This is a genomic window from Mucilaginibacter boryungensis, from assembly GCF_015221995.1.
Classification (GTDB): domain Bacteria; phylum Bacteroidota; class Bacteroidia; order Sphingobacteriales; family Sphingobacteriaceae; genus Mucilaginibacter; species Mucilaginibacter boryungensis.
In genome coordinates this window covers 1649895-1673211 of record NZ_JADFFM010000001.1, presented here as the reverse complement: position 1 = coordinate 1673211, position 23317 = coordinate 1649895, and the positions used below count along the sequence as shown (strand labels likewise).

Sequence of the window (23317 nt, the reverse complement as noted above, 5' to 3'; positions counted from 1 at the left end):
TGCAATTTACCACCCCGTATTTTCTGTCACCAAAGGTTCAAGGCTGCGTATAGTTGAGCCTACTGGAAACAATAATAAATATGTTTGGCTTTGTTTGCCAGCCAATGACGGCACCAGGTTAAACGCCTGTCCAAAGCGTACTAAATCCCACCAGCGCTTACCTTCAGTAGCAAGCTCTAGCAATCTTTCTTTCAGTATAGCAGCATCGTTTGCGGCCTGGGTCCCGTTTACAAAAACATGGCTGCTGTAATTGCTGCCATAGGCGCGCTGCCTAACTGCAATCATTTCGGCTGACGGATCTTGCCCCAGTGCGTTTTTTGCTTCGGCCTTCATTAATAAAACGTCGGCATAACGATATATCATTACATCGGTATAAAAATTCCGCGAGCCACCTATTACTGTACCGGCCCCTTTAGTGGTTATTGATGTAAGATATGTACCATCATTATTATAGATCTCATAAAAAGTACCCGCGCGCCTTTGGTCATCTGTAGTAAACTGGTTTCTTACGGCTTGTGTAATTTGCATAATATTAGCGCCGTTGTTACCGTTGCCCTGTGTACCAATAATAGCTATTGAAGCAGCCGAAACACCTTTGGGCGCGGTTGATGCCCCCAAATTAGTAATGTACATGTTTGACCAGTAATTGTTCCCATTGCCGGTTGTAAAGTCACTTTGCTGGAAGCGTACTGCAAATAATTCTTCTTTATTGCCCTTGTTTGTATAGCTAAAAATGTCGCTATAATTGGGTAATAAAGTAAAATCAGTTGTTGAAATATCGTTAAGCGCAGTAAGTGCGGTGGTAAAATCGGTAGCGCCGCCGCTTAACATTTTACCTGTCCATAAATAAACATCGCCTTTTAGCGCCTCGGCAGCAGGCTTACTCCATTGTGCCCTGTTCGCATCTGGTGTAACATTAGGATATAACGATATGGCCATATCTATATCCGCTTTTATCAGTTTAAATACATCCTGAACAGATGATTTGGCAACTTGTACCGAGGCCGGATCATACGATTCGGTCGGCTGGGTTCTGATGGGTACTTCGCCCCATGTTCTTACCAGCACAAAGTAAATAAATGCGCGCATAGTATAAGCTTGCGCCAAAGCATTATCCCTAACTGTTTGCGATGTAAAATTAATGGCAGGGATATATTTTATTAGCAGGTTGGCTGCATTTATAGTTGTATAAAACTGTTGCCAGTTAGGCCCTGGGTTAGTTGCATTAAGCGTATTAAGATAGTATTTATCAAGCCCGGTGGTGCCCGCTGTTGCGGATGTTAAAACATCGCTTCTGCCTTCGCCCATAAAAAACATATCACTTGTGGCGGCAATGCGCAGCGATGCATACATACCCCTTATCCCACCCGTAACATCATCGGGGGTTTTATAATACGAAGTAGCTGTAATTGTACTAATGGGGTCTACATCTATAGCTTTGCGGCATGATGCAACAGAAATTAGTCCCGCTGCAAGCAATAATATATATTTTGATCTTTTCATGTTGGTAAAGTTTATAGGGTAATATTAACACCCAGTGAAAATGTCCTGACAATTGGATAATGACCATTATCCATACCGCCGTCTTCCGGATTCAAACCAGTATATGAAGTAAAATAATGTAAGTTATAGCCGGTAAAATTAACCCTGGCCCCGCTAAGCCCAATTTTGCGTGTTAATTGTGCCGGAAGCTTATAACTTAGGGTAACTTCTCTTAAACACAGAAAATCCCCTTTTTCATAATAGGTAGAATTGCCAAGCGAAACCCCGTTAACCGATCCTCTGAATATATTGTAAGGCTGGTCCTGCCAGGTATATCTGGGCACCATAGTTACATCGCCCTGGGCTTTCCACATTTTATCCAGGTAGCTTTGCAATGGCGAAGCATCGCCCTGGGCCTGGGCATTAGCAATAACAGCCGGATAATTCCATATGGTGTTACCTGTTGTAAAGTCGGTGCGAATATTTAAACCGAAGCTTTTGTAGGTAAAATAGTTGTTAAACCCGCCAGACAATGTGGGATAAGGATTACCCACATACACTAAGTCGCGGCCGTCAATAATGCCATTTTTATCCAGATCATCCCAAATTACATCGCCACCAAAGCGTTTTTTTATTGCTGATGGGGCCTGGTTATCAATAGGCGCGTTGGCTGCAGCGGCATCGGTAGGATAAACACCTAACTCATGAAAAGCGTAAAGATCGCCCGGGCGCCCGCCTTCCTGCAAGCCTCCCATATATACGTAGGTCCCGGTGTTCGGGTCCCAAACCTGGAAGCCTCCCTGACGGTTATTTAAAACACCGTTATTGGGCAATTTTAGGATTTTGCGGCTTGTATGCGCAATATTAAATGAAGTATTCCATTTTAGCTTAGATTGTGATGGCAATACATCAACATTCAATTCAAGCTCATATCCCCGGTTTTGTAAAGTACCGTTATTGGTAAATATACTTGTGAAGCCGGTAGAAGCTGGTAAGCTTACCGTTGTCAGCAGGTCATCAGTTCTGCGATTATAATAATCAACTACAATCCCTACTTTACCATTAAATAAACCTATGTCGGCACCTATATCGAAAGTTTTTGATTGCTCCCATTTCAAGTCCTGATTTGGAATGTTACCTGGAACTACTATGGGCAACCCTGCATAATTTAACGTTGTACCGGTAGTTGTACTAAAGCTGCCTTGTGGTTGAAAATCGCCCAAGCCACTAATGTTACCATTAACACCGTAACTTGCACGTAATTTTAGCTGTAGTATTTTGTCGGATATTAAATTGTTAAAGAATTCCTCCTTATGAACATTCCATCCTACTGAAATACCCGGAAAAAAACCAAATTTATGATCGTTGCCCAAGTTAGAGGCACCGTCATAACGTACGTTAGCCGACAACAGGTATTTGCCGTCATAATCATAGTTAACCCGGGAAAATAAACTCTGTATCACTAACGGAGAAACAGAACTTGTTATTGACGTTGCGGTAGCGCCTGAATTTAATGTGGTGATCAGGTCTGTTGGCGCACCAGAAGCATTGACCGTAAATGTGGTATTTTCCCGGTAATAGTGTGAAAACCCACCTTTAACTTCCAGGTTATGTTTAGAAGCGAAGGTATTAACATAGGTAAGCACCGCATCGGCCTGATATTGTCTTACAGTAGGAGCCGAACTTGATTGGTTCCGTGTAGTAACAATCGGGCTTAATATGCCATTTAAATAAGCCGCGGGCTGGAAAGAGTAAGATGGTGTGTTTTGGCGAAATAGGGATACCTGCGGGTCGAAAGATAAACCTTTAATAATATTCCATTTCGAGCCTAATGAAATAGTGGTCACCTCATCTCCTGATTTACCTTGGGGAGAATAAGGGCCTGTATAATAGTATAATGGGTTACCTATTGAACTGTTTTGCCCCGGCGCATAAGTGCCATCCTCAAATGTAAGTTTAGCAGAATGTGGCAGGGATGCGGAACGGTAAAATTCATTGGCAAGGCTGGCCACGGTTTTCCAAGTGCGATTAGTGTAAGCTAAACGGCCAAAAAAGCTCAGATCATCATTTACTTTATAGCTGCCGTTGAAGTTAATGCTTAAACGTTTGTAGTTAGTTTCAATAGCAGCCCCTTGCGCATTTGTGTAGCCTAAGCCCGCATAAAATGTCGCCTTATCTCCCCCACCTGATATATCCAAATAATGGTCGTTAGTTTTACCTGTACGATAAAGTGTTTTCTGAAAATCGTTATCATCGTAAATAATGGTTTTGGTTGGGTCTATCGGGTCGGGCATACTTTGCCAGCCCTGCGATAGCTTAAACTGATTAGCTGCTGTTAAATACTGAGTTGTATAGGGTGTATTATTAGTTAAGTCGTTAGCTGTGCCATAAGCCGAGGTTTGTGAAAGTTTGGCTAAATACGTATTCGGATTTGATTGATAAAAAGAAGCTGCCTGTACGCCTAACCTGTTCCAGTAAATATAATCGTGCGCGTTGGAATATTGCAGCAAACGGCTGGCATTACCCGCCGAACCGTTAAAAGTATAACTTACCCTGTTTTGATTGGGCTTACCCGCACGGGTGGTTACAATTACCACGCCGTTTGACCCGCGTGCACCATATATGGCTGTCGATGCGGCATCTTTTAATACCTGTACAGATTCGATAGACGCGGAATTGATATCGTTTAAACCATTGGGCCTGATAATGCCATCAACAATGTATAACGGCGATGCACCATTAGGGTTAGTAATTGAAGTGCCGCCACGTAAAACTATCCTTGGCGAAGCACCCGGCTGACCGCCGCCTGTTGATTGCACCTGCAAACCTGAGATATTCCCCTCTAAGGCCGAGCCCACATTAGTATAGGTGACATTATTAAGTACCCGGGCATCCAGCTTAGATACCGAAGTGGTTAACTTTTCGCGCGATTGCGAGCCGTAACCCACTACCACTACTTCTTTTAGTTTTGAAACATCGTCAACCAGTGTAATATCAAATGCAGACCTGCCATTGATATCGATTTCCTGCGGGATATATCCAATAAAGCTGACTATGATGATATGGCTGCCAGCCGGTACGGTAAGCTTAAACTTGCCTGTAGCATCTGTAAGGGTGCCAACCGTTTTATCTTTTACCTTAATAGTAACCCCAGGTAAGGTATTCCCATTTTGGTCTTTAACTATACCAGTAATAGTTTGTGGTGGCAATGCAGTAACATTCACAGGCTTGGCTGCAAATGTTGCTGTGGAAATTAAGCAAAAAAGCAGCAGTAAAATACCAGTACATTTTTTGTAAAATCCATTAGTTTTAGTAAAGCTTTTTTTCATTAATTATTGGTTTAAATAAATGAGATGTAGAGAGTTTGCTATTAGCAATTATCAAATCTATAGCTTAGAAAAAGGCATTTCTACTACTATTAAATTCATTTATGGTACTATTTTTCATTATCGGAACCATAATATTATCACACACTCCATAAAAAAAAATGAGCCCACAAAAGCGGGCTCATCCTTCCATAGTAATAGCTAATAAATTTATTATTTCAACCACCCCAACCGGTCCCATTGGGGCAAATCAAGGAATGACGGATCGGGGTAAACTAATGCTTTAGATTCTGAAAGCTCAGCTGCATTTAATAACCTACCATCAACAGAATGTAATGCTCTATTTAAATATTCTGAACGGTCGATGCCTACCAAAACCGCTGATACCTGTTTAAATGATAAAGCAAATTTTGTAGCCAGGGTTGATATTTCAGGAATTTCATCTGTCAGTAATTCACGATACTTACCAATGTGCTGCTCTACTTGTTGCAATGCAGGGTGCAAGCCTCTGCCTTTATCACTCAGCAAACCTTTCATTAATACAGAACGGACAACAATACCGGTACCTTTTTCTTCAGCAAAATTAAAATTATCCGCCTGTTGCTGATCCATCAGGTTAAAAGGCAGTTGTATAACATCCCAACCTTTTTCTATGGCACGCTTAGTTTCGGCCGAGGTATAAGTAGACGCACCTATGGCCCGTACTTTACCTGTATCTTTTAGTTTGGTAAAAATCTCTTTTACATCATCATTAGCCAGTATTTCTAAATCGGCTTGATGAAGCATAAAAACGTCTACATAATCAGTCTTTAAAAGCCCCAGACTTTCTTCAAGTGACGATTCAATTATCTTTTTTAGCACTTGATAAGATGGTATCTGCCCATCATTATTTTTAAAATGTTTGCATTTAGTAGCAAGCACCAACCTGTCCCGGCGATCGTGAAAAGCTTCGCCCATTATGGCTTCACTTTCGCCGTATAAGCGGGCAGTATCAAAAAAATTGATCCCTTTATCCAGCGCTTCATGCAATAAGCTAACGGCTTCATCACGCGAAAGCATATCCGCTTCGCTATTAACCCCTATACCATAAGGTATACCAATTTCTACACCGCCAAATGCAATTTCAGAAACCGCTATACCGGTTTTGCCTAAAACCCTTTTTTTCATAATTATTAGTAGGGCTTACCCGGATTAATGGTGGCGCCGATAATTTTTTCGGCAGCTGATTTATCAAACCTGTCGACAAGGGTTTTGCAGTAACTACTCAATCCAACCACATCCGCGCCAACATTTACAAACTTATAGCCCATTTCTAAAAAGCTATCCAGGCTATCTATTCCGCCCGATGTGGCGGCAAACTTGCCATATTTGTTAGCCACCTGGGCTACCAGCTTGCGGGCTTCCAGTAATTGCGGGTGGTTCCATTCGCCGGGATGACCAATACCCTGACTAAAGTCGCCGGGGCCAAAAAACAGCATATCGACGCCATCTAAAGCGGCTATGGCTTCAATATCGGGTAATACTTCAGGGTCCTCAATTTGTAGCACCACAAATTTTTGCTCGTTCGAATCTTTCAGATAGTCAGAAAAATCCATATTGGTATAAGCGCCATCGGCACTGCCACCATCGATAGCACGGCGGCCGATGGGGTGGAAACGGGTCATTTGCACCACTTGTTTGGCTTCTTCTAAATTCATAATATGCGGCACTAATATGCCGGCAGCGTCCATTTCCAATGGTTTTACATAACCACTGTAACTACCACGCGGCACACGCACCATCACATCAACATTGCGCGATTTGGCCGCCCATATCTGCGAATTAAGCACCGACCAATCCTGGGCCAAATGCTCCTGGTCTATCCAGAGGCAATCAAAACCGCATATGGCTGCAATTTCTGCCGCCTGGCCATCGCCTAAGTTTACCTTTAAACAACTCGCTGCACCGCCTGCCTTTAATTTTGCCAGTACCCGGCTTTCTCTCATTTTCATTTGTAGCTGATATATTAGTGTTTCCTGCTGTTAATTTTCAATATAGCAAAAGCTGCCGCCGCGCGCAAATCTGCCCCTTCATCCGATGCCGGGTCGTATATCCCCTCGCAATCTTTATTTTCTAACATCCCCATTAAAAGGTTCAGATGTTTTTTTGTCCCCTTTTCAGCTAAAGCCAATGCAAGTTCTGTACGCACCGCCACGCTGTAGGGTTTGATATTTGAAGTAATTAAAGCATCAATTAATGCAAGTTGGTGTGTACTGGCGCCAGCCGGAGCCGTAACCAATGCGGTAGACAAAAACGTTACATATAACTCGTCCGTCTTGCTCATCGCCATAGCTGCCGTAACCAAGCGCTCCCATTGCGGCATACTTAATCCCTGCTCTTTGCGTAAAACAAATGTGCTGATCCTTCTGATGATAACGTTCGTATCAGTCAATGCCATATTCAACAGCTTTTCCCTGTTTGCTACCATTCGGGTTTCTGATCCATATGAATCGGCCCATAAAGCATATGTGGCAAGATTGCGGTCGGCCGCTGCCATAGTTTTTGCCGTAATTTCAGGGAAAAGGGTTGCGACAGGCTGTTTAAGCTTAGCCAGCGTTTCAGTGGCATGAGTCCTGTCGGGACCGTTCATGTCTTTATATGCTTCATAAATGTTATTCAGCCACTTTTTTTTGCGCACAGGGTCGGTATCGGCCTGTTCCAGCACCCGCCAAATGGTTATGCGGTATTTGGGCTCGTTATGGTAAAGTTTATCCTGCTGTAAAAATTCTTTCAGTGCCACCTGGGCATGACCAGTCCAGATCAGGTATTCTGCCGCGTGCACTTTTATAAATTTCTGGCGTTGGGCCAATACTAAATTAAGTTCGGCCAGGGCCTTTTTATTTTGGTCGGCAGTAGTAGTAGTTTGCATTGCAGACAGATTTATGATATTAATAATGCCGGTTAACAGATATAACAACATTGTTATTGAGCTTTAGCAGATTTTTCAACATCCTTTTTCACTACATATAGCAGCCCCACACATACGATCATTAAAACAGATGCCATCCTGAATAGCAGGGTCATACTTACATGCTGATCGCGCAGCACGCCAGTAGCATAATTACCTAAACCACCAATAACACAGGCAAACATATTCAACACACCATAGCCGGTAGCCACATAGCGTTTATTGGCCACCATAGTTAAAATAGGCATTAAGTTAGTATCGCTAAACACCCGGGCAAAAGCGTAGGTTATAAACCCGGCTAAGGCTAAAAATATGGCACTGGTGCTGCCGGCAATAAATACTGCCGGCGCGGCTGCGCAAAGACCAATAATGGGTACTAAAATTCGCGCGTTAGCGTTTTTACGGCTCCACCAGTCGGCCAAAATGCCGCCTATAATTACCCCGGCCATGCCAAAAGGGTACATATAAGCAGTAGCAAAAGCCCCGGCTTTGGCCTGGGATATGTTAAAGTGTTCTTTATAATATGTAGGCAGCCACCCAACTATCATCCAACCCACAATACCTAAAAGCCCCCAAAATATAAACAGCATTATAAATGACCGTTTTAAGAACAGATCTTTAAGTGCGGGGAAAAATTTGGGCTTAAGAATATCGGTGCCCGCGTCAACCGTGGTTGCTTTAGTTTTGGCATCGCGCAGAAAGAAAAACAGTATCCCCGAATAAACTATACCAATGCCACCAAAAATTGTGAAAGCATTATTCCAATGACTGTCCTGGGCAATCCAGCCACCTAAAAACCCAAGACTCGATCCTATCATTACGCCGGCCAAATGAATACCAATGGCCAACGACCGGGTACTGCCTTTATGATAGTCGGCTATCAAAGCTAAAGCAGCCGGCAAATAACAAGCCTCGCTTATCCCCATTAAAGCCCGGCTGACTAACAGCCCTTGAAAACTGGTTGCATGTGCGGTAAGAAAAGTAACGCCCGACCAGATAAACAGGCTGGCGATAATTACGCGGCTACGGCTATATCTATCAGCTAAAAAACCTGCTATAGGGCTTAAAAAACCATAAACCCATAAAAAAACCGATGTCAGCAGCCCAAACTGTGCATCGGTCATAGGGATGGAGGTAACAATTGATCCACGCATGGTGGTGATCATGTTACGGTCGAGATAATTCAAACAGCCAACCACGCAAAGTAAACCTACTACCAGCCAGGCTTTAAAGGGCATTGCCTTACCTGGCGATGTGTTTACATTGGTTAGGGAAGCGTCCATAGAAAGATTTATTGTGTGTAATTATTGTATTCAAATGTATCTTTTGCGGATATTAATTAGTCGTACTTTTATTTACAATACTGATACTATATTCATTCGATGCATTAAACATACTTAATAAATGGCCAGTTGGAACAGATTTTCCGGTTAAATTGTATTAATTACCATTTATCTAATTTCTAATTATTAGCAACCATTTCCTGTTGCAGTTTATCCTGGTAGGCTTTTTTTGCTGTAACATCTTCCCGGGCCGATTCGCCAAAATATATCAATCCTAAAGCTTTGCGTGTGCGATTAGCGCTTGTATTGCCATTTGCCCTGTGGATAGTTAAAGAATGATGTACTAATAAGTCGCCTGGTTTTGCCGGGAAAGCTATTTCGTTCTGCATATCCTCGTCTGTCCCAAAATCGGTAATGCCTTGAGAGAAGCCCAATGTTTTTGTGCGCCCATGCGGCCGCATCCCTTTTAAATGCGAGCCTTTAACGTATTTAACACAGCCATTTTCTTCATCTGCTGGTTCAAGTGCCATCCACATAGTTACCGCTATTGATGGGTCTAACATAAAATAATACCCATCCTGATGCGGGGGCGTTGGCTTGCCTATTAAAAGGGGTTTATTAAAATATTCCAGGTTCTTACCGATAACTTTATCGCCGAGTAAAAGCTCGGCCAATTCTTTAAACTTACTATCAAATAAAACCGTATTAAAAAAATTATCGTGTGCATGAATGTCCATTACCTGTTTAAGGGTTGATGCATCATTTTTGTCTTCATAAAACACTTTGGTTGCAGGCATATTGGGCAAAACATCTGTAATTACCCTGTTAAAATTTTGCCTTATTGTCTCCGTTTCTTCAATACTCAAAAAACCGGGGATAAACACAAAACCATCTTTTTCAAATGCTGCTTTTAAGGAGTCTTTATTTTCCATTGCTTATTGGCTATTAAAATATATAAATGCTTTCTTAATCTATGTGTAACAGGGTCAATTGGTAAGGTACTTTCCCTCTTTTAAAATACCGGCCCATTTAAAATATCCCAGTTCGTTCAGGTGCAGGCCGTCAAACGTGTATTTAGGGTCTAACATCCCGGTTTGATCTAAAAAATTCGGATAAAGATCAATCAACGTTATTTTCTCCTCAACAGCTAACTTTTTCAATTTGCTGTTAACACTTACAATATGGCCTGTTTTCCCTTTTAACGCAGTATAAGTATCGTTAACCGGCAGCAGGGTATGGAAATAGATCCTCGTCCTCGGTGACCCTGCTTTGATCCTATAAATGATCTTTTTATAATTATTAAGGATCACACTATCAGGCACATTACGGGTAATATCATTAATCCCTATCAGTATAAAAATTTTAGCTGGCTTACCTTCAATAACATTACCCAATCGTTCCAATACGCCAAAAGTCATATCGCCAGGGATACCCCGGTTCTTAGCGGTTGATAATCCTAAAAGTTCATTCCAGTCGGTATAGGTCATAATGCTGTTACCCAGAAAAATGATGTCGCTTGTTGATTTAGGGAAAGATTTAAACTGTCCAACCTTACCTGCATATATGGCTGGCCTGTAAGTGCTATCCCAGGTAACTGTTTGTGAATAACCTGAAATAGTTATTAATACAAGGCATATGCCTAATAGTAATGTTCGGTGTGCAGTTATATTCATTAGATTATATCGATTATATAAAACCAGCTAATTAGTGCTCATTTCAATTGTTTTTTAACCCAGGGCCACCACTCGTTATAAAAGTCGAGGCAAGTGGTATGCGCTAAGTTTGGATAGACCTTCAGCTTCTTTTTGCACTTTAATATATCATATACAGACTCTATGGTAGATTGGGGACACATCATATCCTTACCACCTGCGCTCATTAATACCGGGCAATGTATGTTTTGTACCAAATAATATGGGTCAAAGTAATTCAGGGTTGCCAGGTAAGTATCGCTGTTTTTGTGTTTGTCCAAAATCGTTTTTACAAGTGATGGCGTGGTAGCCGCAAGGCGCATATTGCAAAGAAACGGCACATGTGCCACCACTGCTTTAACACGCGGGTCAAGCGATGCTACAGCCAGGCAAATACCACCACCCTGACTGGTTGACATTAATGCCACACGATCAGGATCAATATCCGGTTGTGTCATGGCAAAATCTATGGTGCGTATCATATCAGCGTAACAACCCTGATAATATGCCCCGTCCGGATTTTCACCATTCATGGTAAGCTTGTCGCCGGTTATCTTAAAAAACTCATCAGATATGCCCTGCCCACGTGGGTATACCTGTAAAATCACGTACCCGCGCTGGCACTCGGCCAGCATTATGCCCTGCCCTGCACTAACGCCATAACCACAGGTAGTAATAATTACCGGCCAGGGTTTTGTCGGGGCCTCACCCTGCACTGGTACAGACATCATCACATAAAAATATACCCCATTTAATCCACGCAGCTTAACTTTATAAGTATGATATGGCAATGCTTCTTTGGTTGGGGTAACAACGGCCTCTATAGGTTCGGCTGCCAGGCGCTGTTTAGTTGTTTTCCAAAATGCTTGGATATAATTGGTTAATGAATCGGCAGGTACGGCTTTTGCATTTGCCGGCCAAAGATTACTTACCGTAACACAAGTGATAATAAGGAAATATATAACTCTGTTACTTTTATTCACAGCAGGCATTTTAAAATTGATTTTCTTTACTGTTGAGCATTATAGCAGTAAGTGATATCAAATTTATAGGTATTGCTAACAGAGTTCCACTACGTTTATATAGTATGCTAATACTATTTTATACTTGCCACAATTATTGTGAATTTAATATACAGCTTAAACAGGTAATAACCTACCGGCATTCACAAATGCAAAGTATATCGCGACTAAAAAAACTGCCTGTATTCTTTGCGGCAAGCCAGCGGGGTTTTTCCTGTAATAGCTTTAAAATAACGGTTAAAGTTTGAAAGATTTGGGAAACCCGATTCGTAACTTACAATAACCATACTGTAATCCGTTTCTTTTAATAGTTTGCGGGCGTGGTTTATTCTCACCTCAAGCAAAAAATCAAAATAGCTTTTATGTACCCTTGATTTAAAATACCGGCAAAAAGAATTAGGGCACATATAAATAGTAGCCGCTATCTCTTTTAAAGTAATAGTGCGATGAAAATTATTTAATGTGTACAAATATATTTTAGTCAGCCGGGTTTCATCGGTTAGGTTATAAGCTACCTGTTTTATCCCTGGGTTTAAAAAGCGAAAGTCTTTACCAGTTGCTATAATTGCCATCAATTGTATCAACAATATCAGCCGTTCGTGTGGTTTTGCCTGCAGCATCGTATTTAGCATCGCAAGCAATTGACCCCGTAATTCACCATAAAACTGTTGGGCATGGCCTGCGTTGCGTATAACAGTTTGCATAAATTCATTTTCGGGTAAATTAATAAACTGCTCGCCTAAAATTTCAGGGTTAAAATGCAGCGTAAGCAGTTTCAAGGGTAAATCCACTCTGCCCTGTTTAAATAACGGGTGCTCAAAAGTATGTGAGTCAAATCGGAACAAATGCGGCAAATTTGCACCGATCATTAATAAACACCCGGTGGCTACCGGTTCAATTTTGTCACCAACCAATAAGGTACCCTGCCCTTCAACAACGTAAATAATTTCAATTTCGGGATGATAATGTAATTCGTTATAGGAATGATAATGCCCCGCAAGTTCAACATGGAAAGAAGAACTTCCTGAATGGTCAAGTTTTTTTAATCTTGCTTTCATTATCCTATTATACTAACTATAATAATTCAAATATATGTTAAAATGGTTAATATAGTATCATTTTTTGAATTGATAAGCCTGATTTGGTTTTGATTGGAGCCTATTTTTGTTAAAAAATATCTCTTATGAAAATAGCTAACTATATTTTAAAACTTGATGAAGCCGGCATACACGACATTGACAGAGTAGGTGGCAAAAATGCCTCGTTAGGCCAAATGTTGCAACATTTAGATGTGCTGGGAATTAACATTCCCTACGGATTTATTATCACAGCCGATGCATATTATAGTTTCCTAAAACATAATATGCTTGACAATGCGATTAAGGACTTAATTGCAATGACAAATGTAGATGACTTGGCGCAACTTAAATATTGCGGGCAAAACATACGTGAAATGATACGTAATGGTGCTTTTTCCCAAACCCTTACTGATCAAATTTCAGCAGCGTACACAAATTTATGCCAATACTATAACAAGACTGACGTAGATGTTGCTGTACGTTCGTCGGCTACTGCCGAGGATTTGCCTGATGCTTCCTTTGCCGGTCAGCAGGATACCTATTTAAATATATCGGGCTTAGATGGCCTGCTTAACGCCATACGGAATTGTTTTGCTTCATTATTTACAGACCGGGCCATTAGTTACCGAAAAAGCTTTGGTTATGACGATTTTCTGATCGGCCTTTCAGTTTGCGTACAAAAAATGGTGCGGTCTGATATTGGCGCGTCTGGTGTGGCCTTTTCGCTGGATACCGAAAGTGGTTTTAAAGATGTTGTGATCATCAATGGCTCGTTTGGCCTTGGCGAAATGGTGGTGCAAGGCGCTGTAAAACCTGATGAATTTACAGTATTTAAACCCCTACTGGGCCAACGCGGTGTAAAGCCATTAATTGAAAAGAAACTGGGCACCAAAGATAATAAGATGATATATGGTGAAGCAGATGAAGAAAGAGTAAAGATCGTCCCAACATCGGCAGCAGAAAGGGAATCGTTTTGTTTAACAGATGATATGGCACTGCAACTGGCTGGCTGGGTAGCGTCTATTGAAAAATATTATACCCGCCTGAAAGGCAAGCAGTGCCCCATGGATGTTGAGTGGGCGCTGGATGGCGAAAGCGGCCAGCTTTATATTGTCCAGGCCAGGCCTGAAACCATACATTCGCGCAAGGCAGCACATACAGTAAATATTTACACTATTGAAGATGACCGCCGTGCCGGACAAATAATATTACAGGGCGTTGCCGTAGGCGATAAAATTGCATCGGGACGTGTACACCTGTTGCAAAACATAGATACCGCCGCGTTAGCGCAGGTAGGTTTTAAAACCGGCGATGTACTGGTGACCGACATGACTGACCCAGACTGGGAACCGTTGATGAAAAAAGCAGCAGCCATAATTACAAATAAGGGCGGCCGCACCTGTCATGCAGCTATAGTAGCGCGCGAGTTGGGGGTGCCGGCCATTGTAGGCTGCGGTAATGCAACCGAGTTATTAAGCAACGGACAATTAATTACGGCATCCTGCGCGGAAGGCGACAGCGGAATTATTTACGCGGGCGAAATCCATTTTACCATGCAGGAGTATGATTTGAGCCTGCTTCCTGAAATAGCCACGCCGGTAATGATGAATGTAGCATCACCGGATGTGGCTTTTAAATTAGCCGGGTATCCGCATTCCGGGGTGGGCCTGGCCCGGGAAGAGTTTATTATTAATAATTATATTAAGATCCATCCCCAGGCTTTATTACAGCACAAGGAACTGAATGATGAAGCCTTGACATTGCTTATTGAAAACACCATTAAAGGTTATGCCGATGGAGAAACTTATTTTATCGAAAAGTTATCGTACGGTGTTGCTAAAATAGCTGCGGCGTTTTATTCGCAAAAGGTAATTGTCCGTTTTTCTGATTTCAAAACAAACGAGTACCGGAGCATGCCTGGCGGCAGTTATTTTGAGCCGCTGGAAGAAAACCCAATGATAGGCTGGCGTGGGGCTTCCCGTTATTATTCAAGCAGTTATAGGGCGGCTTTTGGTATGGAATGCAAAGCCATAAAAAAAGTGCGCGAAGTAATGGGATTAAAAAATGTAGTGGTAATGATTCCATTTTGCCGCACCGTTGGTGAATTAATGATGGTTTATGATACCATGCGCGAATATGGCCTGGTACGTGGCCAGAACGAACTGGAAGTATATTTGATGGCCGAAGTACCATCTAATGTTATCCTTGCCGATCAGTTTGCCAGGCATATCGACGGGTTTTCTATTGGTTCGAATGATCTTACACAATTAGTACTTGGCCTTGACCGCGATTCGGCTTTAGTGGCCGGGCTATATAACGAGCGTAATGAGGCGGTAAAAAGTATGGTATCACAACTGATCAGTGCGGCAAAAAAGGCTGGTGTTAAAGTAGGGATTTGCGGGCAGGGCCCATCAGACTATCCTGATTTCGCGCAGTTTCTGGTAGAAGAAGGTATAGATAGCATCTCGGTAACACCCGATTCATTTCTAAAAACAGTTGAGGCGATCAAAAAAATAGAGGATGAGTCAAAAGTCTTTAGCATCGCCTCGAATGGTGCGGCATTTGTTTAAATTATATTCAATTATCAGGGTTCTTAATCCAGTTGTGAAAATTTTTAATGTTTCATATCATCTTTCAGTAATGTAATTTGCCGGACATGGTTAGCCATGTCCGGTATCTACGCAGATAGCCTATCTGCTGCGCAATCATCACGCCGAAACAACCTTCCCTCCTAACAAATACAATTTTCATCTTTTGATTTGGAAATACATAAAATACTATTTACGTTTGTTATGTCCAACATAAGGATTGTATTACCAATTACAAAACCAAAACTAACATTATGATTAAAGAATTACTACACTGTCTCAGATGTAATCTGAGGTTGCTCTCTTTACTATTTTTAACATGTATGCTAAGCGCCAGTCTATTCGCACAGGATCGGATATTAAAGGTGTCTGGCAAAGTTACCGATGAACTGGACGGGCCCGTAGTTGGGGCAAGTGTTAGAATTGTAGGCACCCGGCAAGGTGTTGTTACTAACCCCGACGGAAAATATAGCATTAGTGTTAACCCCACAGATTCGCTTGAATTTTCCTTCATCGGTTACAAAACTGTCCGCTTCGCTATTCGGAACAGGGTTGACCTGAATGTAAAATTAGAAGCCATAGCGGGTGGATTGAATGAAGTAAGTATAGTAGGTTACGGGCAACAAAAAAAGATAAGCGTAGTTGGTGCGCAATCTACCCTGGAAGCCAAAGACCTGAAATTACCTGTCCGTGATATTGCCAGCACCCTGGGTGGCCGCATAGCTGGTATTATCACTACCTCGCGGGGCGGCGGCCCGGGCCAGGACAACAACGGCTTTTTAGTGCGTGGGGTATCTACCTTTGGCACCAGTTCGCGTACACCGCTAATCATTATTGACGGGGTACCCGATCGCGAATTAAATGATGTTGATCCGGAAGATATTGAATCATTTACGGTATTGAAGGATGCGGTATCTACTGCAGTTTATGGTACCCGTGGTGCAAATGGAGTAATCCTTATCAATACAAAAAAAGGGGTAGCAGGTAAACCAGCTATCAATGTTGAAGTAAACAGAGGTGTTACACAGTTTGTAAAAGTGCCTAAGTTATTAGATGCCCCCACCTGGATGACCCTTTATAACGAGGCTTTAACTAACCGCGGCAGGCAACCTTTATACACGCAGGCCAATATCGACCTGCATGCCGCAGGTACCGACCCGGATTTGGCTCCAAATGTAAACTGGTACGATCAGATCTTCCGTAAAGCCGGTTCAACACAAAGGGCTAATTTAAATATCAGCGGAGGCTCGGATAAATCAACTTACTATATATCAGTTGGATATTATGATGAAACCGGGCTACTTAAGGAAAACCCCGACGATCAGAAATATAATGTAAACTCCTACTATAAGCGTTATAATGCTACTATTAACATAGGTGTAAATGTAACCAGTACCACAAAGTTAGATTTAGGTATCGGTTCAATTATTGATTCAAGGAACGGCCCCAATGGCGGCACCAATACCGATGCTTTGAACAATTTATTTGCACAGGCGCTGCGTGTGCCCCCGCATATTATGCCTGGTGTGTATTCAAATGGGTTGTATAGCCAATACCCGGGCGGTTTTAGCAGCCCTAACAAAATTGCTTTTGATTTAGGGTCTCAAAATATATATACCGCTACTATACGCCCTAATATTAAACTTAAGCAGGATCTTGGTATGATTACCAAAGGATTATCTGTCTCAGGCTTATTCTCTTTTGATATTTACTCCGATGGTTCCAATGCCATCGGTATTGCCGATCCATCTTACTATGCAACCGGAAGGGACGCTAACGGCAACCTGATTATGCAGGTTACTAAAGATGCAACCGGGGCTTATTCCTATAGCTCGGCCAGAAGCTCGACCCGGAGAATGTATAGCGAAGCATCTGTCAACTACACGCGCAGTTATGGTAAAAGCGACGTTAGCGCCCTTTTGCTTTTTAACCAATCAGAGTATATTGATGGCAATGCAACTACATTTACAGCAGCTGTGCCTTTTCGTAACCGCGGTTTAACAGGCCGGGCAACCTATGGCTATAATAACCGCTATTTTTTAGAAGGTAACTTTGGTTATACCGGGTCAGAAAACTTTAGTCCGGATAAAAGGTACGGGTTCTTCCCATCAGTAGGCATGGGTTATATCGTCTCCAACGAGGGCTTCTACAAGTCAATCAAAAAAGTGATGCCTTATTTTAAGGTAAGGTATAGCTATGGCTTAACAGGTAATGGTGCTTTTGGTACACGGTTTTTATACTTAACACAATTATCAAAAACCACGGCAACGGGTTACCAGTTTGGTACACCTTCATCGCTTTCGCCAGCCTATAGCGGGTATGCCGAATCGCAAATTGCTACCGACCCTTCATGGGAAACCTCCTATCGCCACAACTTGGGTATAGAAATGGGTTTCTTTAACAATGACCTTAAGTTGGTTACTGAATTATTTAGAGAAGTGCGCAAAGGAATTTTACGGGCCGATCAAACCATTCCGGGGATATCCGGTTTCGGCGGCGTAAACCCTACCCGCAACATCGGTATAGTTTTAAACAAAGGTATCGACGCAACATTAACCTATAATCATAACCTTGGCAACCGTAAATGGATAAACATAGCCGGAACATTTACCTATAATAACAACACCAATATACAGGACGGGCTACCACCTCAGAAATACCCATGGATGGAATGGAAAGGCAAAGAGGTAGATGCCAAAACCTTATACATTGCCGACGGGCTGTTTAAAGATCAGGCAGAGATTGATGCTTCGGCCAGGCAAACCGGCGATATCCGCCCCGGAGATATCAAATATAAGGATCTGAACAACGATGGCGTAATTGATGCAAATGATGTCGCGCGTATTAATGTTTCGGGGACGCCTAAAATGATGTATGGGCTTAACCTGACATTTGGATACAAAGCATTTGATATTGGCGCCTTTATACAGGGTACCGGTAAAGTGTGGCTAAGCTATGGTTTAGGTGATGGGACCCAACCGTTCTCGGCCGGGCCTATTAGCGCTGCCCTGATGACTATGGTAGCCGACAGATGGACAGTAGACAATCCCAATCCGAACGCTTTTTACCCCAGGTTAAATAGTAACCAGGACCCTAACTCTAACTATCTTAATAGCACATGGTGGTTAAAACCTTCAGGTTTCGTTAGGTTAAAAAGCGCCGAAATTGGTTACACTTTAGATCAACCCTCTATGAAACGTTACGGTATAAAAAAGATGAGGATATTTTTAAATGGGACCAACCTGATCACCTTATCAAAATGGAAATACTGGGACCCCGAGCTAAATGATACAGGTACAAGCTCCAACAATTATTCACGTGGCGAATCATACCCAAACATTAAAGCCTATAACATAGGTGTAAGGGTTACTTTTTAATCTCATAAAAACAGAATTATGAAATACTACATCAATAAATATAAAACTCAGGTAGTAGTTGTTTTTTTAGCGGCAGTTACCATATTACCCACAAGTTGTAAAAAAGGGTACTTTGACCAGGCCCCGAAAGATATACAGACTATTGATATGGTTTTTAGCACCAAGCTTGAGGCCGAGAACTGGCTATCGGGCGTGTATAACCGCTTGCCCGATGTTTGGGCCGATGGCAGTGTAACCGGGCGCGGCCTGGCCGAACTAAGCGACGAACTGGAAGAAACAACTCCGTCAATTATTGCTTCGGGTACCATTAATGGTCAAAACAGTATTAACGTGTATACGTCCTACTACCAGGCTATCAGGCTGGCCAACATTTTTATGGCCAATATTAATAACCCCCAAAGTAATATATTAAATGAGCCCAACGGCCAGGACCTGATTAAGCAATATACCGGCGAAGCCCGCTTTTTAAGGGCTTATTATTACTGGATGCTGATTAAACTATATGGGCCTGTGGTATTGGTAGGCGATAAAATAGCTGGTACTGATGATGATTTCCAGCTACCCCGCAATAGCTGGAGCGAATGTATCAATTACATTGTTTCAGAAATGAATGCCGCAAAAGACCTGGTGCCTGAAAAACACTTGAACCCATCGACAGGTACGGAAGACCTGACACAAACCGGCCGTATTGATAAGCTGATTGTGGAATCGGTGTTAAGCCAGGTACTTTTGTACGATGCCAGTCCTTTGTTTAACGGTAACCCCTATTACGCCAACTTCAAAAACCCTGATGGCAAAGTACTGATGAACCTTACTTATGATGCTACCAAATGGGGCAAGGCGGCAACAGCAGCTAAAGTAGCCATTGACCATGCTATAGCCAACGGCAAAAAACTTTATAAAGAAACCAATGCCGATCCGTTTACCGCGGCGGTAAACTCGTGCCGTAACTTATTTTTAACAGGCTGGGCCGATGAAGGCATTTGGCTGCGCACCGTAACCGGCTATGCTGCCTGGGAACTTGACGCTGCCCCGCGTGCCGCTAATGGTACAGCCACCAACGCGGTACTATCCTTGCCGCAGGAAATGATTGACAAATACCGCATGATTAACGGTAAACAAATTGAGGAGACAGGCAGCACTTATGTTGAGAGTGGTTTTACTGCAACCGCTAAAACCGGATATTATGTAGCAGGTACATCAAACATGTATGTAAACCGCGAACCAAGGTTTTATGCTAACGTAACGTTCAATGGGTCAAATATTCCGTTTGTGCCAAGAACAGGGTTAACCAAGGTTGAGTTTTGGCCTGCGGGTAATTCCGGCAATGGCAACGGCAGCCAGTCTATGTATCCAAAAACAGGGTACTTAGTGCGTAAAAACACTAACGTGAACCGTAACCTGTCCACTAACGCGGGCAACATTGTACGCCCGGCTATGTATATACGTTTAGGCGAATTGTATTTGAACTATGCCGAAGCGCTGAATGAATCGGCCCCCGGCAGTGTAGACATCCTTACTTATTTAAATGCCATACGTGTTCGCGCGGGCATCCCGGCATTAACCGGCAGTTTTGATCAGGCTACTATGCGTAGCTTAATCCAGCGTGAAAGATGTATAGAACTGGCTTATGAAGGGCATCGTTTCTTTGATCTTCGCCGCTGGAAAATTGCCACTACACCGGAAGGCCGTCAGGGTGGCGACTTTTTTGGTATGAACGTATTTACCGGTACCGGCCTTAGCGACCCGGCATTTTATGTGCGCACCAGGACCAGCACCCGCGTTTGGAACGACAGGTATTATTTATTACCGTTACCACAAAGTGAAGTGCAAAAAAACCGCAACATGGTACAAACCTTTGGCTACTAATTAATAATGAACTTTAAATATCACACCAGGCTAATAGCGGTAGCGCTTATTAGCCTGGTTGCTTTGCTACCGGGCGGTTGCAAGATCAAACGCCTGGCTTACCGTTTAAGCGCTACCGATAGCGCAGTAGTTTTTGAACCTATAAAAGGCAATTATGCATCTATGCGTATCCCTGCCCTGGTAGTTACCGCTAAGGGCAACCTGCTGGCTTTTTGCGAAGGCCGTATTAATAGCGCCAGCGATTGGGGTGATATGGACCTGCTGATGCGTCGCAGCACCGACGGAGGGAAAACCTGGTCGGCCCATACCATATTGGCCGGACATAAGGGCGGGAACCCGGTAAGCAACCCAACCCCGGTAGTTGACAGGGATGGCACCATCCACTTGTGGTACCAGCGCAATTATAATACAGCCTACTACACCCGCTCGGTTGACGATGGCTTGCATTGGTCTGAGGCGGTAGATATGACCGCAGTGTTTGAGGGCTTCAAACCCACCTACAACTGGACAGTACTTGCACCCGGCCCCGGCCACGCCATTGAAATGAAAAGCGGCCGTTTGCTAATCCCCGTTTGGCTTGCCGAGTCGGAAAAACTGTTACCCCATCGCAGTCATAGCCCTACCTGTGTAGCAACTATTTACAGCGATGACAAAGGCCTTACCCGGCAATGCGGGGCCATTGCGGCAATTAATTCGCCGCAGATTAAAAACCCTAATGAAACCATGGCCGTGCAGTTGAATGACGGACGCGTAATGCTTAATATCCGCAACGGCGGCACTGTGCACCAGCGCGCAGTAAGTTTCAGCGCCGATGGGATCAGTGGCTGGTCGGCAGTGCAATTTATCCCTGAGTTATTCGACCCTATTTGCATGGCCAGTATTATAAACATTCCTGATAAAAGAAAGGGCGCAGAAAGCACCCTCCTGTTTATTAATCCCGATAGTCATGATATACCTAAAGCAAAATTTCCCCGACAAAACTTGACAGCAAAAATTAGTTACGATAGCGGCAAAACCTGGCCATATAGTCAATTGATCCACCAGGGCTACACCGGTTATTCAGACACTGCTGCCGGCCCGAATGGCACAATTTATTGTCTGTACGAGTCGAACATCAGCCCTAATTTTAATTATTCCATCGTATTGAAACGTTTTAATTTAGATGGGTTTAAAAAAAACTAATCATCCGTAAAAAGAATTAAAAATCGCCAAAAAATGCTAAAACCCACTAAAATGATAAAACTGTTTATCTGCGCCTTGCTAATATTATCGGGACAGGCTTTTGCCCGGGTAATACTGCCATCTGTTATTGATAATAATATGGTGCTGCAGCAAAACGCTCGCGTGCCGCTATGGGGTAAAGCGAAGCCAAATGCCAGGGTTACGGTCATCACCTCGTGGAACAATAAGCTGTATACCGTATGGGCAAAAAACGATAGCACCTGGCGTGTTTTTGTGCAAACACCTAAAGCAGGCGGGCCTTATGAAGTTAGTTTTAACGATGGGCAGCTATTAAAACTAAAAAACATCCTGATCGGCGAAGTGTGGATTTGCTCGGGCCAATCTAATATGGAAATGCCGGTTAAGGGGTTTGGAAATCAACCAATATTGAATAGCAACGATATATTGATGGACGCCGAGAATCCGCAAATTCGTTTGTTCCGCCTGGAACGGGCCTTAACGCGGCAGCCACAAGCCAATTGTAAAGCTACCCCCTGGCAGGAAGCCGATGCTGAAAGCGTTAAAAATTTCAGTGCTGTTGGCTATCAATATGCTAAACTACTGCAGGCCAGGTTAAAAGTACCCGTAGGTATCATTATGTCGGTATGGGGCGGTACTATGATCGAAGCATGGATGGATAAAGCCAGTATAAATAACTTTCCCGAGGTAAAAATACCCGCTGATACAGCCAGGATCAATAAAAACGACCCGACCGTATTGTTTAATGCTATGATTAACCCCTTTGTGGGTTATGGTATAAAAGGCGTAATATGGTATCAGGGCGAACAAAACCGCATCAATTATCAGATTTATGATAAACTGATGGTTAGTATGGTAAAGGAGTGGCGTAAACTATGGGAAATGGGCGACTGGCCTTTTTATTATGTACAAATTGCACCGTATACTTACACATTAAAAGATAAACAAGGTTTGGCCCCCTACTTGCGTGAAGCACAATTAAAAGCGATGAGCGAAATTCCTAATGCAGGGATGGTAGTTACAATGGATGTGGGGAGCGAACGGGTTATCCATCCGCCGGATAAATTGCCGGTTAGCAAGCGGCTGGCTTATTGGGCTTTAGCTAATGCTTATGGTAAAAAAGGCATTAACTATCTAAGCCCGGTTTATAAATCAATGAAGATAACCGGTAGTAACGCTTATATTAATTTCAATTATACGCCAAACGGGCTTACCACATTTGGAAAAGAGCTATTGGCATTTGAAATTGCAGGCGATGATAAAGTGTTTTATCCGGCTAAGGCAAAAATATCAGGTAACGGCATTATAGTTTCAAGCGAAAATGTAAAAACGCCGGTAGCCGTAAGGTACGCTTTTAAAGATTGGGTAGTTGGCGATGTTTATAATACCGAAGGATTGCCATTAGCCCCTTTCCGGACGGATGACTGGTAGTTTTCATCCAATTGTATTTTTA

General features: G+C 42.9%; 15 protein-coding genes. 5 read left to right on the top strand and 10 right to left on the bottom strand.

The window, feature by feature from the left end; translation table 11 throughout:
• Window positions 1–6: 6 nt before the first annotated feature.
• The 10 genes from IRJ18_RS07055 to IRJ18_RS07010 form a co-directional block, all read right to left on the bottom strand.
• Entirely contained in the window at window positions 7–1503 is a 1497-nt protein-coding gene (locus IRJ18_RS07055; RefSeq protein ID WP_194105490.1) for a RagB/SusD family nutrient uptake outer membrane protein, read from the bottom strand.
• An 11-nt stretch (window positions 1504–1514) separates the two neighbouring features.
• Window positions 1515–4811: a SusC/RagA family TonB-linked outer membrane protein gene (locus IRJ18_RS07050; protein WP_194105489.1), complete on the bottom strand. Its 3297-nt coding sequence runs from the start codon at window positions 4809–4811 to the stop codon at window positions 1515–1517.
• Between the two features lie 210 nt (window positions 4812–5021).
• The gene (locus IRJ18_RS07045; protein ID WP_194105488.1) at window positions 5022–5975 is read right to left on the bottom strand and encodes an aldo/keto reductase; all 954 of its coding nucleotides are present in this window, start codon (window positions 5973–5975) and stop codon (window positions 5022–5024) included.
• A gap of 5 nt (window positions 5976–5980) precedes the next feature.
• Complete coding sequence (locus tag IRJ18_RS07040) at window positions 5981–6799, bottom strand: HpcH/HpaI aldolase family protein (RefSeq protein ID WP_194105483.1); 819 nt, start codon at window positions 6797–6799, stop codon at window positions 5981–5983.
• 14 nt (window positions 6800–6813) lie between these two features.
• The gene (locus tag IRJ18_RS07035; RefSeq protein WP_194105481.1) at window positions 6814–7767 is read right to left on the bottom strand and encodes a hypothetical protein; all 954 of its coding nucleotides are present in this window, start codon (window positions 7765–7767) and stop codon (window positions 6814–6816) included.
• 2 nt (window positions 7768–7769) lie between these two features.
• Window positions 7770–9038, bottom strand: a complete 1269-nt coding sequence (locus tag IRJ18_RS07030; RefSeq protein ID WP_228072604.1) for an MFS transporter — start codon at window positions 9036–9038, stop codon at window positions 7770–7772.
• Window positions 9039–9217: 179 nt separating this feature from the next.
• Window positions 9218–9970 (bottom strand): phytanoyl-CoA dioxygenase family protein, encoded by a 753-nt coding sequence (locus IRJ18_RS07025; RefSeq protein WP_194105479.1) that lies wholly within the window; start codon window positions 9968–9970, stop codon window positions 9218–9220.
• 54 nt (window positions 9971–10024) lie between these two features.
• Window positions 10025–10711 (bottom strand): GDSL-type esterase/lipase family protein, encoded by a 687-nt coding sequence (locus IRJ18_RS07020; RefSeq protein WP_194105478.1) that lies wholly within the window; start codon window positions 10709–10711, stop codon window positions 10025–10027.
• A 38-nt stretch (window positions 10712–10749) separates the two neighbouring features.
• Window positions 10750–11712, bottom strand: coding sequence for an acetylxylan esterase (locus tag IRJ18_RS07015; protein ID WP_194105477.1), 963 nt, complete (start codon window positions 11710–11712; stop codon window positions 10750–10752).
• Window positions 11713–11918: 206 nt separating this feature from the next.
• Window positions 11919–12809: an AraC family transcriptional regulator gene (locus tag IRJ18_RS07010; RefSeq protein WP_194105476.1), complete on the bottom strand. Its 891-nt coding sequence runs from the start codon at window positions 12807–12809 to the stop codon at window positions 11919–11921.
• Window positions 12810–12934: 125 nt separating this feature from the next.
• Here IRJ18_RS07010 and ppsA point away from each other — a divergent pair, with 125 nt between their 5' ends.
• From ppsA to IRJ18_RS06985, 5 genes are all read left to right on the top strand, one after another.
• Entirely contained in the window at window positions 12935–15400 is a 2466-nt protein-coding gene (gene ppsA, locus IRJ18_RS07005; RefSeq protein ID WP_194105475.1) for a phosphoenolpyruvate synthase, read from the top strand.
• 341 nt (window positions 15401–15741) lie between these two features.
• The gene (locus IRJ18_RS07000; protein WP_194105474.1) at window positions 15742–18795 is read left to right on the top strand and encodes a SusC/RagA family TonB-linked outer membrane protein; all 3054 of its coding nucleotides are present in this window, start codon (window positions 15742–15744) and stop codon (window positions 18793–18795) included.
• 18 nt (window positions 18796–18813) lie between these two features.
• The gene (locus IRJ18_RS06995; protein ID WP_194105473.1) at window positions 18814–20664 is read left to right on the top strand and encodes a RagB/SusD family nutrient uptake outer membrane protein; all 1851 of its coding nucleotides are present in this window, start codon (window positions 18814–18816) and stop codon (window positions 20662–20664) included.
• Window positions 20665–20670: 6 nt separating this feature from the next.
• A complete protein-coding gene (locus tag IRJ18_RS06990) occupies window positions 20671–21846 on the top strand; it encodes a sialidase family protein (protein ID WP_194105472.1) in 1176 nt (391 codons plus the stop codon).
• Window positions 21847–21897: 51 nt separating this feature from the next.
• The gene (locus tag IRJ18_RS06985) at window positions 21898–23295 is read left to right on the top strand and encodes a sialate O-acetylesterase (RefSeq protein ID WP_228072601.1); all 1398 of its coding nucleotides are present in this window, start codon (window positions 21898–21900) and stop codon (window positions 23293–23295) included.
• Window positions 23296–23317 lie beyond the last annotated feature (22 nt).